Annotated in this window: 17 protein-coding genes; 9 read left to right on the top strand and 8 right to left on the bottom strand. The window is 59.6% G+C overall.

The features are described 5' to 3' along the window. Positions 1–179: 179 nt before the first annotated feature. Together KW837_RS09760 and KW837_RS09755 are read left to right on the top strand one after the other, a co-directional pair. Complete coding sequence (locus tag KW837_RS09760) at positions 180–731, top strand: disulfide bond formation protein B (RefSeq protein WP_218395388.1); 552 nt, start codon at positions 180–182, stop codon at positions 729–731. Positions 732–910: 179 nt separating this feature from the next. Continuing rightward, a complete protein-coding gene (locus KW837_RS09755) occupies positions 911–1,369 on the top strand; it encodes an Rsd/AlgQ family anti-sigma factor (protein WP_007899333.1) in 459 nt (152 codons plus the stop codon). Positions 1,370–1,431: 62 nt separating this feature from the next. Here the strand turns inward: KW837_RS09755 and KW837_RS09750 are convergent, their stop codons facing one another. Further along, entirely contained in the window at positions 1,432–2,097 is a 666-nt protein-coding gene (locus KW837_RS09750) for an FKBP-type peptidyl-prolyl cis-trans isomerase (RefSeq protein ID WP_218395386.1), read from the bottom strand. Between the two features lie 192 nt (positions 2,098–2,289). Between KW837_RS09750 and KW837_RS09745 the strand changes: the two genes are divergently transcribed. Beyond that, on the top strand, positions 2,290–3,423 hold the full coding sequence (locus KW837_RS09745) for an AlgP family protein (protein ID WP_218395384.1): 1,134 nt from the start codon (positions 2,290–2,292) through the stop codon (positions 3,421–3,423). Here the strand turns inward: KW837_RS09745 and KW837_RS09740 are convergent. Then, the gene (locus KW837_RS09740) at positions 3,420–3,884 is read right to left on the bottom strand and encodes a TIGR02444 family protein (RefSeq protein WP_218395381.1); all 465 of its coding nucleotides are present in this window, start codon (positions 3,882–3,884) and stop codon (positions 3,420–3,422) included. The two genes, KW837_RS09745 and KW837_RS09740, sit on opposite strands and share 4 nt — an antisense overlap. Positions 3,885–3,934: 50 nt before the next feature. Between KW837_RS09740 and KW837_RS09735 the strand changes: the two genes are divergently transcribed. From KW837_RS09735 to KW837_RS09725, 3 genes are all read left to right on the top strand, one after another. After that, on the top strand, positions 3,935–5,845 hold the full coding sequence (locus tag KW837_RS09735; RefSeq protein WP_123500447.1) for an ATP-binding cassette domain-containing protein: 1,911 nt from the start codon (positions 3,935–3,937) through the stop codon (positions 5,843–5,845). Then, entirely contained in the window at positions 5,845–6,426 is a 582-nt protein-coding gene (locus KW837_RS09730; RefSeq protein ID WP_218395379.1) for a mechanosensitive ion channel family protein, read from the top strand. The genes KW837_RS09735 and KW837_RS09730 overlap by 1 nt, the downstream gene beginning before the upstream one ends. Positions 6,427–6,677: 251 nt before the next feature. Then, positions 6,678–7,310 carry a LysE family transporter gene (locus KW837_RS09725; protein ID WP_218395377.1) on the top strand — a complete coding sequence of 211 codons (633 nt, stop codon included), beginning with the start codon at positions 6,678–6,680 and terminating at the stop codon, positions 7,308–7,310. Between the two features lie 231 nt (positions 7,311–7,541). On the opposite strand, the gene KW837_RS09720 is transcribed toward KW837_RS09725, so the two are convergent. The 4 genes from KW837_RS09720 to KW837_RS09705 are packed head-to-tail and all read right to left on the bottom strand — an operon-like array spanning position 7,542 to position 10,697. Further along, positions 7,542–8,285 carry a penicillin-binding protein activator LpoB gene (locus KW837_RS09720; RefSeq protein WP_123500441.1) on the bottom strand — a complete coding sequence of 248 codons (744 nt, stop codon included), beginning with the start codon at positions 8,283–8,285 and terminating at the stop codon, positions 7,542–7,544. A 3-nt stretch (positions 8,286–8,288) separates the two neighbouring features. Further along, entirely contained in the window at positions 8,289–8,876 is a 588-nt protein-coding gene (lpoB, locus tag KW837_RS09715) for a penicillin-binding protein activator LpoB (protein ID WP_123500440.1), read from the bottom strand. A 39-nt stretch (positions 8,877–8,915) separates the two neighbouring features. Next, complete coding sequence (locus KW837_RS09710) at positions 8,916–9,287, bottom strand: YcfL family protein (RefSeq protein WP_007899347.1); 372 nt, start codon at positions 9,285–9,287, stop codon at positions 8,916–8,918. A 15-nt stretch (positions 9,288–9,302) separates the two neighbouring features. Beyond that, a complete protein-coding gene (locus KW837_RS09705; RefSeq protein WP_218395376.1) occupies positions 9,303–10,697 on the bottom strand; it encodes a COG3014 family protein in 1,395 nt (464 codons plus the stop codon). 317 nt (positions 10,698–11,014) lie between these two features. On the opposite strand from KW837_RS09705, the gene KW837_RS09700 reads away from it, so the two are divergent. Together KW837_RS09700 and KW837_RS09695 are read left to right on the top strand one after the other, a co-directional pair. After that, entirely contained in the window at positions 11,015–12,913 is a 1,899-nt protein-coding gene (locus KW837_RS09700) for an FTR1 family protein (RefSeq protein WP_218395375.1), read from the top strand. A gap of 131 nt (positions 12,914–13,044) precedes the next feature. After that, a complete protein-coding gene (locus KW837_RS09695) occupies positions 13,045–13,500 on the top strand; it encodes a YaiI/YqxD family protein (protein WP_063342179.1) in 456 nt (151 codons plus the stop codon). 116 nt (positions 13,501–13,616) lie between these two features. Here the strand turns inward: KW837_RS09695 and elbB are convergent, their stop codons facing one another. Beyond that, positions 13,617–14,285: an isoprenoid biosynthesis glyoxalase ElbB gene (gene elbB, locus KW837_RS09690; protein WP_218395374.1), complete on the bottom strand. Its 669-nt coding sequence runs from the start codon at positions 14,283–14,285 to the stop codon at positions 13,617–13,619. Between the two features lie 114 nt (positions 14,286–14,399). On the opposite strand from elbB, the gene KW837_RS09685 reads away from it, so the two are divergent. Beyond that, positions 14,400–15,647: a sterol desaturase family protein gene (locus tag KW837_RS09685; RefSeq protein ID WP_218395373.1), complete on the top strand. Its 1,248-nt coding sequence runs from the start codon at positions 14,400–14,402 to the stop codon at positions 15,645–15,647. Here KW837_RS09685 and KW837_RS09680 read toward each other — a convergent pair. Beyond that, on the bottom strand, positions 15,628–16,260 hold the full coding sequence (locus KW837_RS09680) for a DedA family protein (RefSeq protein WP_218395372.1): 633 nt from the start codon (positions 16,258–16,260) through the stop codon (positions 15,628–15,630). The two genes, KW837_RS09685 and KW837_RS09680, sit on opposite strands and share 20 nt — an antisense overlap. Positions 16,261–16,435 lie beyond the last annotated feature (175 nt).

The raw sequence follows: 16,435 nt of genomic DNA, 5'->3' as shown, positions 1-16,435 counted from the left end.
CCACTGTTTCAGCGTTGTCATCCTTCGCTGGCAAAGTCCTACAGAGGACTACATCAAATCCTCTCGACGCTGTCGGGAATTCCCTACACTTCTGGTGAAGTGTCCGTGGGGGCCTGCCTTGAAAGGCTGCTGCGCTTTCCTCTACCGTAACCGCCTGTCTCTACTGTTACGGAAAAGCCATGTCTTTGGCCTGCTCACGCTCCTTGTTTTTCATGGTTTTCATTGCAGGTGCCCTGGCCTTGGGCGTTTCCTATCACCTGGAATATGCGGTCGGCCTCAAGCCTTGCGGGTTGTGCCTGTTGCAGCGGGTTTGCCTGGCGCTGCTGACGGGTGTCTGCCTGGCGGCTTCAGTGCAGGGACCTGGACGCTTTGGATCCTTCCTGTATTGGTTGCTGGGTCTGTTCTGCAGTCTGGCGGGCACCATCACGGCGTGGCGGCAGGTGGTGTTGCAGAGCGATCCGGTGCATCAGTTATCGACATGTTCGCCTGATCTGGCCGATCTGTTCGCCAGTACACCCTGGCTGTGTGTCGTGCAGCGAATGTTCCAAGGAACCGCCGATTGCGCGGAAATTTCCTGGACGCTGTTCGACCTGAGCATCCCGGAATGGAGTTTGCTGTTCTTCGTTGCGATGATGATTCTGGGCGGGTATCAGTTGCTGCGCCTTGTCTGGATCGCGTGTCAGCGACCGCTCAGCGGCGAGTCGTCGCACCGGGCATTGGCGGGTGATTAAACACTTGTATGAACTTTATCTCCTGCGTACCTTGAAGCCATAAGCGCGCGGGCATAATCTGGCCCGCACGTGTCATTGGATTTATGTTGCTCGAATGACGCTCTGCCTGGTCGATTCTTGATCTTCAAGTGTGCGACAGGTGTAGAGCAGCATGACCCACAAGGGAAGAGAGAATCACCATGCTCGAAAGTTGTCAGAATGCTCAGGAACGTTGGGGTGGAGTGCATCTGCTGATCGATCGCTGGTTGCAGGAGCGTCACGAACTGGTTCGGGCCTATGACGCTCTCGGCGCCAAGCCCGAAGCTTTGGGCGAGAACCGAAAACCGTTGCAGGAATTCTGCGGTGTGCTGGTCGACTACGTGTCTGCCGGGCATTTCGAGATCTACGAACAACTGACGGGCGAAGCCAAGGCGTTCGGTGATACTCGTGGTCTGGAGTTGGCCGAGACAATTTACCCGCGCATCGACGTCATCACCGAGAAGCTGCTGGCGTTCAACGACCTGTGTGACGCCGGCAAGTGTGTCGCGGAGAAATTCAAGGAGCTGGGTGGCTTGTTGCACGAACGCTTCGAACTGGAAGATTGCCTGATCGAAGTGCTGCACACTGCTCACAAGGAAGAGGATTCGGTTCAAGCCTGAACCTTATCCGGCAACACCCTCAAAACGGTGCGCAAATGCGCGCCGTTTTTCGTTTCCGGTTTTCAGCTTTTAGCACCGCGCAATTCGACCTCGAATACCAGCGGCGTGAATGGCGCAATCAGGTCGCCGGCACCGTCGGCACCATAGGCCTGGGCCGATGGGATCACCAGGCGCCATTTCGCGCCGACCGGCATGTTTTGCAACGCACTGCGCCAACCCGTGATCACACTATCCAGACTGAACCACTGCGCCTCGCTGTTTTGGTCGAACACTGAGCCGTCAGGCAGGCGTCCGATATACAACACCTGGACCTTGCCATTCGGACCGGCCTTGGCACCGGTGCCCGGCGCCAACTCTGTCAGCAATATTCCATCGGCCAGTTCGCGAACGCCGGGTTTGGCTTTTTCTTCAACGAGAAACCGTCGCTCGTTTTCCAACGCCAATTCGCTTTGCGGCTCAGGCGACTGCATGGCAATCCGGGCTTCATGCTCAGCCAGAATCTGTTCGATCCGCTCATCTTTCAGTGCCAGCGGCTTGCCTTGATAGGCTTGCTGCAAACCTTCGAGCAGGGCCTGAAGTTGCAGGTCCGGAACTTCCTGGCGCAAGCGTTCGCCAAGGCTTGCGCCCAAGCTGTAAGCGAGATCGTGAGTGTCATTTGCGGCGGTTTTTTCGGCGGCCTGGGCCACGGAAAAAAACACGCACAGCGATAAAAATAGGTAGCGCGACATGGGCACTCTCCGACCTGAGATGCGCAGGATTATGCCAGTGTGAATGCGTTCAAAGGTGAACTGGTTTTGCGCAAGCACAGAACATTTTTACTTCGTTGCAACGTAGTGCTTTCGATACTGTCAACATGCCCTAGCGGCGGTTGCAGCAGAGGTCTAGTATGAGCCGCATTCACGTCAGCCAGGAGGTAAACCATGTCGGCCACCAAGAAGCCAGTAAATACTCCGTTGCACTTACTCCAACAACTCTCGGGCAGCCTGCTCGAGCATTTGGAAAACGCTTGTTCCCAAGCCTTGGCTGATGCTGAAAAACTGCTCGCCAAACTGGAGAAGCAGCGCGGAAAAGCACAGGAAAAGTTGCACAAATCCCGGACCAAATTGCAGGACGCTGCGGCGGCCGGCAAAGCCAAGGCGCAAGCCAAGGCCAAGGAGGCGGTGAAAGAACTTGAGAACTTGCTCGATGCCCTCAAGGATCGCCAGTCCGAAACGCGCAACTACATCCTGCAACTCAAACGCGATGCTCAAGAAAGCCTGAAACTGGCCCAGGGTGTCGGTCGTGTCCAAGAGGCTGTCGGCAAGGCGTTGTCCCTGCGTTCGGCCAAGCCAGCTGCGGCTCCAGCCAAGAAAGCCGCTGCCAAACCGGCTGCTGCAAAAGCACCGGCCAAGTCTGCTGCCAAACCGGCTGCCAAAGCACCGGTGAAAGCCGCAGCAAAACCTGCCGCTAAACCTGCGGCGAAAAAAACAGTCGCTGCAAGCGCTGCAAAATCGGCTGCAAAACCGGCTGCAAAACCTGCCGCCAAGCCAGCCGCTGCCAAGCCAGCTGCTGCCAAAACAGCTGCCGCTAAACCGGCTGCAAGAACCGCTGCTGCTAAACCCGCGGTGGCGAAAACTGTAGCGGCGAAAGCAGCTGCCAAACCGGCCGCAAAACCAGCTGCAAAAACTGCCGCTGCGAAACCTGCTGCCAAGCCAGCCGCGAAATCAGTCGCGACTAAAACAGCTGTCAAGCCAGCTGCAAAACCAGCTGCAAAAGCTGCAGCCAAACCGGCTGCCAAAACTGCTGCTGCAAAACCTGCTGCAGCCAAGCCAGCTACTGCTGCAAAACCTGCCGCAGCGAAACCAGCAGCCAAACCTGCCGCTGCCAAACCGGCTGCAAAACCAGCGGTGAAGAAACCAGTTGCCGCCAAGCCGGCCGCCGCGCCAGTTGCCAAGCCAGCCAACCCGGCTCCGGCAGCAACGTCTGCTTTAGCAGCAGCCACCTCGACAGCCACGCCAGCGCCAACGCCGGCCGCCGCATCGATCGCAGCAACCACCCCAACCAGCGCTTCCTAAGTGCTGCTTACCGCGACGCGCAGCTGATGCAGCGCGTCGCGGTCCAGGTGGGCGGCGCCTGCCGTTACACCTTCCAGCCAGGCCGATAGATCGGTCGCCTCATCCTGCGGCCAGCTCTTTGCCGAATGCTCCAGTCGTAACAACAGCTCTCGTTCGGCTTGCAGTTCCAGGGTTTTGACTTGTTCGCGCAACGTTTTCAGTTCGGCGTCTTCTGCCGCGCCGGCTTTCCATTGCCTACGCAACGCCCGTAGCGGTCGCACGACCTCCGCGTCCCAGGGCTCCGCCACGTCGCGAAGCTGCTGTAATCGTTGCCCGTTGCAGGCGACACTCCGCTGTCCCAGCCACAATCCACAAAGCAGCAGGCACACGTTCACCCCCTTCGACTGTAATTGCAGGCAAGCATCTTCAACGTCGGGACGGGCGTAAGTGCCAAGGGAAAAGCTCCACAGGTCAGAGGACATAGTGCTACTCGCGCCAGTTGCGAGCGAAGCTGGTAGACTCCGCCGCCATTATGATTCGACTTCAGAACCTCACTTTACAGCGTGGCCCGCAACGTCTGCTAGAAGACGCCGAGCTGACCCTGCACGCCGGCCACAAAGCCGGCCTCATCGGTGCCAACGGCGCCGGCAAATCGAGCCTGTTCGCCTTGATTCGTGGCGAACTGCACCCGGACTCGGGTGACTGCTTCCTGCCGGCCGACTGGCGCATCGCCCACATGCGCCAGGAAATCGAGACGCTCGAACGCATCGCGGTCGACTACGTGCTCGATGGCGACCTGCGCCTGCGCGAGGTGCAACGCGACCTCGCCGCAGCCGAAGCGGCCCATGACGGTGCCGCTCAGGCCCGCCTGCACTCGGAACTCGACAGCGCCGACGGCTACACCGCCGATGCCCGGGCTCGAAAGCTGCTGGCCGGCCTTGGGTTCACCAACGAGCAGATGGATCGGCAAGTAGGAGATTTCTCCGGTGGCTGGCGGATGCGTCTGAATCTGGCGCAGGCTTTGATGTGCCCTTCGGACCTGTTGCTACTCGACGAACCGACCAACCACTTGGACCTCGATGCCATCATCTGGCTCGAAGAGTGGCTTAAAAGCTACCCCGGCACCTTGCTGCTGATTTCCCACGACCGGGACTTCCTCGATGCCGTGGTCGATCACGTAGCCCACGTCGATCAACGCAAGATCACCCTGTATCGCGGTGGTTACAGCGCTTTCGAACGCGCCCGTGCCGAACGTCTGGCCCAGCAACAACAGGCCTACGAGAAGCAGCAGGCGCAACGTGCGCACATGGAAAGCTACATCGCCCGCTTCAAGGCTCAAGCCACCAAGGCCCGTCAGGCCCAGAGCCGGATCAAGGCGCTGGAGCGGATGGAAGAACTGTCCGCCGCCCACGTCGATTCGCCGTTCGACTTCGTCTTCCGCGAGTCGACGAAAATTTCCAGCCCGCTGATCGACCTGTCGGATGCTCGACTGGGTTACGGCGACAAAGCCGTGCTGGAGAAGGTCAAGCTGCAACTGACCCCCGGCGCGCGGATCGGTTTGCTCGGCCCGAACGGCGCGGGTAAATCGACCCTGATCAAAAACCTCGCCGGTGAGCTTGAGCCGTTGGCCGGTCGCCTGACGCGCGGTGAAAACACCGTCGTTGGCTACTTCGCCCAGCATCAGCTGGATTCTCTCGACTCCAAGGCCAGCCCGTTGTTGCACTTGCAGCGCCTGGCGCCGACCGAGCGGGAGCAACCCCTGCGCGACTTCCTCGGAGGGTTCGACTTCCGCGGCGCGCGTATCGATGAGCCGGTACTGAATTTCTCCGGCGGTGAGAAGGCGCGTCTGGCCTTGGCATTGATCGCTTGGGATCGACCAAACCTGTTGCTGCTCGACGAACCAACCAACCACCTGGATCTGGAAATGCGTCTGGCGCTGACCATGGCCCTGCAGGAATTCAGTGGCGCGGTACTGGTGGTCTCACACGATCGTCATCTGCTCAAAAGCACCACTGACAATTTCTATCTGGTGGCAGACGGCAAGGTCGAGGAGTTCGACGGCGACCTGGAAGACTACGCCCGTTGGCTGGTCGAATACCGTCAACGCAATGCCCCGGTCAGCAATACCCCGGTCAATCCGGACAAGACCGACAAGAAGGCCCAGCGCCAGGCTGCCGCTGCGTTGCGTCAGCAATTGGCACCGCACAAGCGTGAGGCTGACAAGCTTGAAGCCGAGCTGGGCAAGCTGCACGAGAAACTGGCAAAGATCGATGCCAGCCTTGGCGACAGCGACATTTACGAGCCGATGCGCAAGAACGACTTGCGTGATCTGCTGGCTGAACAGGCCAAGCTGAAGGTGCGTGAAGCCGAGCTGGAAGAAGCCTGGATGGAAGCGCTCGAATTGCTCGAAAGCATGCAGGCGGAGCTGGAGGCACTGTCCTGATGGAAGCCTTCAAGCTGCCGTTGCCGGCTGTGTGGGGCGAGCCGCTCTGGCTGGTCGTGCAAATTCTGCTGATCCTGCTGGCCGGTTATATCGCCCAGCGCGTCGTCGCTAAATGCCTGACTCGCCTGGGCGAACGCTATCCGTTTCCGCCGCAGTTTTTCATGCCGCTGCGCGGTGGTTTGCGCTGGCTGATAATGGGCAGTGCGCTGATTTTCGTGCTGGAACGCCTTGGTGTGTCGGCCACGGTGCTCTGGACGGCGTTGTCCGGTTTCGTTGCGGTGGCCGCCGTGGCGTTTTTCGCCATGTGGAGCGTGCTGTCCAACCTGCTATGCGCAATTCTGATCTTCACCGTCGGCCCGTTTCGTATCGGCGATGTAGTCGAGTTGGTGGATACCACCGACAAGCCCGGCGTCAAAGGTCGGGTGGTGGCGATCAATCTGCTCTACACCACGCTGATCGAAGCCGAAGAACTCGGCACCGGCAGTGCCATGGTGCAAGTGCCCAACAGCCTGTTCTTCCAGCGCTCGGTTCGACGCTGGCGTGGGACGGATGTGTTTCCTTCGAACGGTTTCGAAAAGTAGGTTTTGAATTTCTGCATCGATGTCGCCTGATACACCGCTTTCGCGAGCAAGCCCGCTCCCACACTGGATTGATGTGCATCACAAATTTTGTGTCCACTGAAGATCCCATGTGGGAGCGGGCTTGCTCGCGAAGGGGGCCTCAAGCCGTAAACGCTGGTCGGCAGTCGCGGTGTCCTGCAAAAAATCGGTAGTCATCGGCCCAAAGGCGCATTAGCTTAGACGTCTGTCACGAGTCTGAGTCGAGGTGTGCGATGGTGCTTCAAACATGGCTGGCGTTTTTTGCCGCCTGCTGGGTGATCAGCCTTTCTCCCGGTGCCGGCGCCATTGCGTCGATGTCCAGCGGTTTGCGCTACGGTTTCTGGCGCGGTTACTGGAACGCTCTGGGCCTGCAACTGGGCCTGGCCTTGCAGATCGCGATTGTCGCTGCCGGTGTGGGGGCGATCCTCGCGGCTTCGGCCACGGCTTTCTATGCGATCAAATGGTTTGGCGTGGCCTACCTGGTCTACCTCGCGGTCAAGCAATGGCGCGCGCTGCCCAATGACATGAGCGACGACGCTGCCATCCGGCAGATCGGCAAGCCAATGGCGCTGGTGTTCCGCGGTTTTCTGGTGAACATCAGCAACCCCAAGGCCTTGGTGTTCATGCTTGCGGTGCTGCCGCAATTCATCGACCCCCACGCGCCGCTGGTGGCCCAGTACCTGATTCTCGGCGTGACCATGATCGGCGTCGACCTGATCGTCATGGCCGGCTACACCGGGCTGGCGGCCAAGGTGCTGCGTTTGCTGCGCACGCCCAAGCAGCAACAACGCATGAACCGTACTTTTGCCGGGCTGTTCATTGGCGCGGCGGCGTTCATGGCGACCCTGCGCAAAGCCGCGGTGTAAACCTTCAGGCACAAAAAAGGCGACCTCTTCAGGTCGCCTTTCTCATTGTGGCGAGCGAGCTTTTGTGGCGAGGGAGCTTGCTCCCGCTCGGCTGCGTAGCAGTCGTAAAGCTGACTGACACGGTTTGCCTGACACTACCGGAGGAATGGTTTTGGGGCCGCTACGCGGCCCAACGGGAGCAAGCTCCCTCGCCACAGGCAAGTCCCTTGGCCACAGGTACCTACTGAAATATCAGCGCAGAATCACCGGCGCCGTATCCTGCGGCAGATTATTGCGCAACGGCGCTTGCCCCGGCTGCTCGTAACCACCGCCACCGAGTTGTTGGCTCAATTGCGCAGCCACATCCTCACCCAGCGCCTTGGACACGTCACGTACCACCCGTGGACGGTTCAGCGAGATCTTGATGTCCCGACCATTCACCAGTTTGGTGTCCTGACCTTCGCCCATCGCCGTGAAAGCCGAGGTGATCTCAAAGGTCTTGGTGTTGATCAGGCTGAAGTCCGCCACCAGCGTCAGCCCCAGCACCGCCGAATAGCTATCGGTGTTGGCCAGCTCGTTCATGTCGCGGGTGAAGTCGATGTCTGACACGGTGCCGAACAGCACGTAGTCGGCACCCTTGAAGCTGCCGGCCTTGATCCGCTTGATCACGTCATACACGTCACCCTTGGACGATGCTGTGTAAGGCGTGCCCTGCACCAGCTGGAACATGCCGGTGCGCAGAATCTCGCCCTTGATGTCGCCGGTGAATTTACGCAGCTCGCCTTGCTCGATGTAGCTGCTGGTCGCTTCGATCTCGTTGTAACTCGAAGAGCCGCTGGCGCCGTAGTAACTCTGGCTGTGGTTGCTCTGTGCCGAAACGATGTGGATGTATTGCTCCACTCGCTCCTGATACGCCAGATCCGTCACCGCGACTTTCGGGGCCGCTTGCACGCTGAACGCGCAAGCCAGGGCCATCATGCCAATCCATGTGCGCATCGATTAACGCTCCGTGGTTTTGCGGATCTCTTTTTCGTCCATCCACTCGGCCAGACCGCTTTCAACGTCGATCAATTGCAGGCTGAATTTGTAGAAGACGTCCTTGTAATCGCTACTGCGCTTGACGATCGAGCTGATCGAACCTTCAAGACGGTATTGGGCGGCGATCATGTTGCCCGTCTTGGCCACGGTACTTTTCTTGTACAAACCGCTCTGGTTTTGCAGCTTGAGCTGGTCAACCTGGCTTTGCATGGCGGTGTTGTCGCTGGCGAAGCGGGCAGTGCCGGACTTCATCAGTTGGGTCTTGATGCTGGTGGTGATTTCCCGGGTATCGATGTACTCGCTGGTCTTGTTCTTCACGTCGTAGACCTGAACCACCGGACGGCCTTGCAGGATGCCGGACTGGGCCAGGGAGCGGGTCATGGATTCGGCGATCATCTGCAGGTCGGTGGAACCGAACTCGTTGGTCACGGTTTCCACGGCCTTGGTGTCACCGTAGCTGATGTTTTTGCTGCCAAGCGTTGGCGAAGTGTTGGCGCAACCGCTGGCCAGGAGGGCGATGACGGCGATGAACGAAAAGCGTGCAAACATGGGAATGCTCTCTAAAACTGAACGAATAGGGTGTCGGGCTTAAGGCGTTTTGATTTCGAGACGGAAATCCACGGCTTTGGCGGTTGGCGCAATCGCCTGAATGAAACTGGTCTGCTCGCCGTACATCATCTGGCTTTTCCAGGTTTCCTCTTCGGCAACCGGGAAACCTTCAGGGCCGAGCCAGGCAAAACGGTAGTAGAAGGTCTTGTTGTTGTAGCTGGTGTTGCTCAGCTGCGCATTGACCGTCATGAAGCCGTTTTCCCGGGCCACGCGCATGGCGCCGACCACGATGTTCTTGAGCTTGCCCATGGCCACGACCTTGCTGGCCGCGCTCCCTGGCTCTGGCGGTGGCGGGGTGGCGCAGCCGGCCAGCAAGGCCAGGGCGACGACAGCGATGAATTTGAAACGCATGCAAAGACTCCGTTCTTAAGGTTGTTTGAGGCTGGCCACGGCGGTCGGGTTGGCGCTCGGGATCACGTGCGCAGCCACGCCGCTGGCGAATACTTGATTGCCCACGGCGCGCAGGGTGATGACCTGAAAGCGCTGATCGACGGTGACCTTGACCACCGAACCGCCCACGGCGCTCGGCAGCGTGACGCTGTGCTCGCCTTTCTTCAAACGCAGACGCACTACCTGAGTGTTGTCCGGCAGCGTGCGCCACGTACGGGTATCGGCGCCTTCGAGTACAGCTGAAGTGATGCCGACTGCAAGACCCGCCAGCGGGTTGGTTTCATTGATCTGCTTCTGTGCCACACCACGGGTGATCGCCCGCACGGTGGTGCGCAGAATGATGCCTGGCATGTCATCACGCAGCGCGCGACGGGACATGGCAGTGGTGCTGTTGAGTTGCGTCAGGTCCAACTGCTGACCGTCCACGCCGATTTGGGCGAACACGGCGGTGGAGGTATCCGGCTTGATGATCGGGAACGACAGCGGAGTAATCACCACGTTATTGCTGATAGGCAATGGCAGCGGAATGCGGATCGAGTCGCGGGACGGTGCGAGACCGCTTTGCACCACGATCAGGATGTCGCTGTCCTCGTTCTTGGCGGGTTTATCGAGATTCACCAGCGCCTGCTCCAGCAGTGGCGTGTTCGGACGCAGCTCGGCGGCCTTGCGATAACCTGGTGCCGCCAGATCTTTCTCGCCCAGGGCTTCGTAGACGAAGCCGGCCAGATAATGGCTGAACGCACTCTGGTAGCTGTTTTTCAGGCTGACCACTTCCGGCGCGTCGAGGCTCGCCACCGGGTAACCCTGAAGATCCTTGTACTGGGTTTTGACGCCTTCTTTCTCGGCTTGCTCTTCGCTCTTGAGGTATTCCTTGTCACGCAGGTCGGCAATCACCGCTTCACGTTCGTGAGTCTTCTTGATCGCGGTGCGCGCGCCATCGAAGTCATTCACCGCCAGCAGGTTTAGGGCCATCTGCGTGGTCAGCATGACTTTTTCGTAGTCGTAGCCTTCGTAGCGACGAACCTTGTCGTTGACCAGGAAGCTGCCGAACTGAGCCAGGTACTTGTCGGTGTCGAGCTTGACCGCGTCTTCCCACTTGCCCACCACCTGATCGGCGCTGGTCCAGGCGTTCTGGCTGCCGGACAAGTCGCCCTTGGCGCGCAGCAGTTCGCCCTTCTCGAAGTAATAGAGCAGGTCTTTGTCTTTGCTGGTGTTGTTCTTTTCCAGCAGGGTCAAGGCGGCGTCGACGTTGCCGGAGGCCAGTTGCTGGTTGGTTTGTGCAAGTTCCGAATCGTAGTTACGAAAGGCCGAGCAGCCGGAAAGCAACGTGACAGCGCTGAGCGCGATCAAGGTGGGGGCACGGAATGCCATAAGGGGTACGTCTTCCCTGAATTTAAGCAGCCGCGTGCTGGTCGGGCTGTTGGGACCCATCGGCAGGGCTGTTGGCCTCCTGCCAATTCCTCATAAAAAGAGGAGCTTAAATGCCATATCGCAATAACGACGGCGCGGCATTATAAACAGGGATGCTGGCCATGTAATGGCTTTTTAATCGCATCTTTTCACAAAGTGCCATTACTTATTTCAGACCGGGCACCGCAGTGTTTTCCCAGGAAATTCCAACAAAGCTTGAGCGAAACTGATTGGAAGTGAACAATGTGTTACTTCGTATTTCCATTTGAGAGTTATTCATGACTGCCTCCTCTCGTTTTCTGGCGTGGCTCGTGCTGCCGATGATCGCGTTCTGCAGCTTCAATGCGCTGGCCGAAACCGCAGAAGGTGCGCCCAAGGCCCTGCATTTGCTCGATTACATTGGCGCCGATTATCCGGCGACGGTGGAGGCGGGCAACGTCATCGATGAGTCTGAATACCGCGAACAGCAGGAATTCCTGAAAGTGCTGCAAGGTTTGATCGCCGATTTGCCGGCCAAACCCGAACGCGCAGAGCTGGAGCAGGGCGTCGACAGCCTTGGCGCTGCGATCGCCGCTCGCAAGGATGGCGCGGATGTTGCCCGTCAGGCGCGGCAGCTGGGGGCAAAACTGGCGGTGACCTATGAGGTCAGCCAGGCCCCGGTTATCACTCCAGACCCGACTCGCGGCGCGCCGCTGTATACCCAGCAATGCTCGGTGTGCCATGGCGATGCGGGCGCCGGTGACGGTCCGGCGGGTGTCGGCATGACGCCACCGCCGGCCAATCTGCGCGATGCCGTGCGACTGGACCGTCTGAGCCTCTATGCGATCTACAACACGCTGGGCATGGGGGTTGAAGGCACCGACATGCCGGCCTTCGCCGATCAGTTGGATGATCGTCAACGTTGGGACCTGGCGACCTATATCGCCAGCTTCAGCGCCGATCCGGCTGCGGCCAAATCCGAGAAAACCTACAACATCGCCGACCTGGCACGTCAGACGCCAGCCGAGGTGCAGGCCGCTGAAGGTCCGCAAGCGGCCGCCACTTTCCGAGCGCAACGAGCGCAACCGCCCCAGGTCAAGCGTGGTCCGGGGCAATTGCTTGATTACACGGCGGCCACCCTGGACAAGAGCATCGCAGCCTACCGCGCCGGCGATCACGATCAGGCTTATGACTTGTCGGTAGCGGCGTACCTGGAAGGCTTCGAACTGGTCGAAAGCTCTCTGGACAACGTCGACGCCAACGTGCGCAAAGACACCGAGAAGTCCCTGATGGCGTACCGTCAGTCGTTGCAGGATGGCTTGCCGGTGGCCCAGGCCGAGCAGCGCCTGGAAGCGGCCAAAGCCAAGTTGAAAGAGTCCGCTGGCCTGCTGGGCAGTGATGGCTTGAGCTGGTCGCTGAGCTACATTTCCGGTCTGTTGATTCTGCTGCGTGAAGGTCTGGAAGCGATTCTGGTGCTCGCGGCGATCCTCGCATTCCTGCGCAATACCGGTCAGCAATCGGCGGTACGCAGCGTCAACATCGGTTGGGGCCTGGCACTGCTGGCCGGGCTGGCGACCTGGGCGGTGGCGGCTTATGTGATCGACGTCAGCGGCGCCCAGCGTGAACTGCTGGAAGGCGCGACGGCGTTGTTTGCCAGTGTCATGGTGCTCTGGCTCGGCGTGTGGATGCATGACCGTCGCCACGCAGCGGCCTGGCAGGATTACATCAAGAGCAGCCTGGTGAGCGGTGGCGGGCGTTTCGGCTTTGCGATTCTGGCGTTCTTCTCGGTGTATCGCGAGCTGTTCGAAGTGATCCTGTTTTACGAAACCCTGTGGTTGCAGGCCGGGCCGGCAGGACACAACGCCGTAATGGCGGGCGGGGCGACGGCGCTGGTATTGCTGATCGGCCTGGCCTGGGTGATTCTGCGCGGCTCGGCGAAACTGCCGCTGGCGTTGTTCTTCGGCATCAATGCCGGGCTGTTGTGCGCATTGTCAGTGGTGTTTGCCGGCCATGGCGTGAAGGCGTTGCAGGAAGCCGGGATCTTCGGCACGCGGCCGGTGCCGTTCTTTGACTTCGACTGGCTGGGGATCCACGCTGATGCGTATTCGCTGAGTGCTCAGGCCGTGGCGATCATTGCGATCATCGTGTTGTACAGCCGTAGCCGGATGGCCGAGAAGCGGCGGGTGTCGGTTTCTTAAAGCATTCGCTGCGCTCATAATCGCGGGCAAGCCTCGCTCCTACAGGTCCGTGTCGTGCGCATATTCCGCGAACGATATAAATCCGTAGGAGCGAGGCTTGCCCGCGAAGCTTTTTAGAATAGGTACAAACAATGCGCGTGTGGATCGATGCCGACGCCTGCCCTCGGGCAGCCAAGGATCTGGTGGTGAAGTTCGCCCTCAAGCGCCAGTTCGAAGTGGTGCTGGTGGCCGGCCAGCCGCAGATCAAACCGGGCCTGGCGCTGGTGAAGTTGATCGTAGTACCCAGCGGCCCGGATGCCGCCGACGATTACCTGGTGGAACACGCCGCGCCGGGTGAGCTGGTAATTTGCAGCGATGTGCCGCTTGCGGACCGGTTGGTGAAGAAAGGCGTGGCGGCGCTGGATCCGCGGGGCAAGGAGTTCGATGCGCAGAACATGGGCGATCGGCTGGCGGTGCGTAACCTGTTCACCGATCTGCGCGAGCAGGGCCAGATGAGCGGCGGGCCGGCGCCGTTTGGCGAGCGCGAGAAGCAGGCATTCGCCAATGCGCTGGACCGGATACTTACGCGGTTGTCGCGCAAGTCTTGAGCCATGCATTGAACCCTGTGGGAGCGGGCTTGCTCGCGAAAGCGGTGTACCAGCCAACATCAATGTTGAATGTCAGTCAGTCTTCGCGAGCAAGCCCGCTCCCACATTGAACTGTGTCAGTCGTCGTTTTCGTGGGTCAGTTCCAGCACGCGGTCGACCAGTTTGTTGATGCCGGAAGCAGCCTCGCTGATTGATTGCGCCAGCATGTACGCCGGAGTGCTCACCAGCTTGCGCGCCTTGTCTTCGACGATGTCGGTCACTGCACATTCGGCATGGGTAGCGCCCATCTTGTTCATCGCGGCGGCGGTATCGGCATCGTTGCCGATGGTGCAGGTCACGCCCGGGCCGTAGATCTTGGCCGCCAGGGCCGGCGAGATGCAGATCAGCCCCACCGGCTTGCCGGCCTCGGCGAACGCTTCGGTCAACGCCAGGACGTCAGGCTGAACGCTGCATCCGGCACCTTCGACGGCAAAGGTCGACAGATTTTTGGCCGATCCGAATCCGCCGGGAACGATCAGCGCATCGAAGTCATCGACGCTGGCTTCACGGATATCCTTGATGTTGCCCCGGGCGATCCGTGCCGATTCCACCAGCACGTTGCGCGCCTCGGGCATTTCTTCGCCGGTCAGGTGGTTGATGACATGCAACTGCGCGATATCGGGTGCGAAACACTGCACCTGGGCGCCGCGCTGGTCCAGCCGCAGCAGGGTGATCACGCTTTCGTGGATCTCGGCGCCGTCGTACACGCCGCAGCCGGAAAGGATCACTGCAATTTTTTTGCTCATGGGCTTTTCTCCAGATTCATGGCGTTAAATGTCCACTAATTTGTCACTCGTTGCCATAGGGTTAATACGCGGCTACACCTAATCTCTGCTGAACGATTCTGATCAGGGCGCGTCATGGACTTCATTCTGTATGCGGTGCCGTTTTTCTTTGTGCTGATTGCGGTCGAGTTGCTGGCCGACCGTTGGCGCGGGGTGAGCAATTACCGCGTGGCAGACGCGATCAACAGCATCAGCACCGGCGTACTGTCGACCACCACGGGTCTGTTGACCAAAGGCGTCGGTCTGGTGACTTATGCCTTCGCCCTGAAGCACCTGGCCGTGATCGAACTCTCGGCCGACAGCGTCTGGGTCTGGGTGTTTGCTTTCGTCTTCTACGACTTCTGCTACTACTGGCTGCACCGCATGGGCCACGAGCGCAATATCCTCTGGGCCGCCCACTCGGTGCATCACCAGAGCGAGGACTACAACCTCTCCACGGCCTTGCGCCAGACCAGCACCGGGTTTGTGTTGAGCTGGATTTTCTACCTGCCCATGGCCGTGCTCGGCGTTCCACTCGTGGTGTTCGTCAGCGTTGCGGCGCTGAATCTGCTGTACCAATTCTGGGTGCATACCCGGCACATTCCCAAGCTCGGCTGGTTCGAATGGGTCTTCGTCACGCCGTCCAATCATCGGGCTCACCATGCACAGAACGCTCTTTACATGGATCGCAACTACGGCGGGGTGTTCATTATTTGGGACCGTCTATTTGGCTCGTTCCAGGAAGAGGACGATAACGAGCCGGTGATTTTCGGCGTGACCACACCGCTGGCGAGCTGGAATCCGTTGTGGGCGAACGTGCAGTTCTATGCGCAGCTGTGGGATGACGCGCGGCGTGCCGAAAACGGGTGGGACAAGCTGCGGATCTGGTTCATGCGCACCGGTTGGCGACCAGCGGATGTGGCGGCCAAGTACCCGATGAACAAACCGGACCTGAGCCAGTTCCGCAAATTCGAGGTGCCGCTGGACGGGCGCCAACAGTGGTATGTGGCGCTGCAATTTTGCGCCTACATCGCCTTGGGCAGTTACTTGATGAACCTGGAGCAAAGTCTGCCGACCGCAGCCCTGGTGTTGGGCTGGGGCGCCGTGACACTGGGGCTGTTTGTGCTGGGCGCGGCCCTGGAAAATCGCCCGCAGGCGTTGAGGCTGGAGTTGTTGCGGCTGGCGTCGAACCTGCCGCTGGTGTGGCTGGCGCCAATGGTCGGGTTATGGCCGGACAGTGTAATGGGCAACGCGGTGGGCTGGGTGGGGCTGCTCAGTTATAGCCTGCTCAGCGGGATCGGTCTCTACTGTTGTAGAAACCGCTTCACTCGGTGGGCGTCGTAGGTTCGCTGGACTTGGCCTGTTCGGCTTTCAACGCTTGCTCGTCGGTATAGATCTTCTTCGCCAGACGGGCATTCTTGAAGCGCCGCCGCAGCCACAGGCAAAAGCCCAGTACCAGCAGGGCGCCCAGCACCCACAGCTCATACTTCTTGACGCTGCCCAGCATGCCTTCGAGCACTGCGCCGAAATGATAGGCGGCGGAAGCCAGCGCGGCGGCCCAGATGGCTGCGCCAATCCCGTTGAGCAGCAGGTAACGTCCCGGCGGATAGCCCGACAGGCCGATCGCCACTGGCATCACGGTGCGCAGTCCATAGACAAAGCGGAAGCTCAGCACCCAGATGTCCGGGTGCTTGCGGATATGTTCCAGCGCCCGATCGCCCATCAGTTGCCAGCGCGGTTTGCGCGCCAGCAGTTTGCGCCCGTGCTTGCGTCCCAGGAAATACCACAGCTGATCGCCGGCATAACTGCCGAGGAATGCCACGAGCATCACCACCTTGATGTCCATGTATCCACGGAACGCAAGGAAGCCCGCGAGCACCAGGATGGTTTCGCCTTCGAAGAACGTGCCGAGAAAGAGGGCGAAGTAGCCGAATTCCTGAAGAAATTGTTGGAGCATTGTCTGGGTGCTGGCGAAATGAACGCGCAGCCTAACCCCTCGGACACATTCAGGAAAGTGTCAAAATGTGTCTCGACGTGAACATTTCCTGCAAGGACAATGGAATGCGGCTTCCTGAAGCACAACTGTCATCCGTTCGTCATAATGGCCGCTTATAACTGTCACGCTCGCCCGC

It is taken from the genome of Pseudomonas sp. PDM24, from assembly GCF_019218905.1.
Classification (GTDB): Bacteria; Pseudomonadota; Gammaproteobacteria; order Pseudomonadales; family Pseudomonadaceae; genus Aquipseudomonas.
This window is presented reverse-complemented; position numbering and strand designations above follow the sequence as displayed.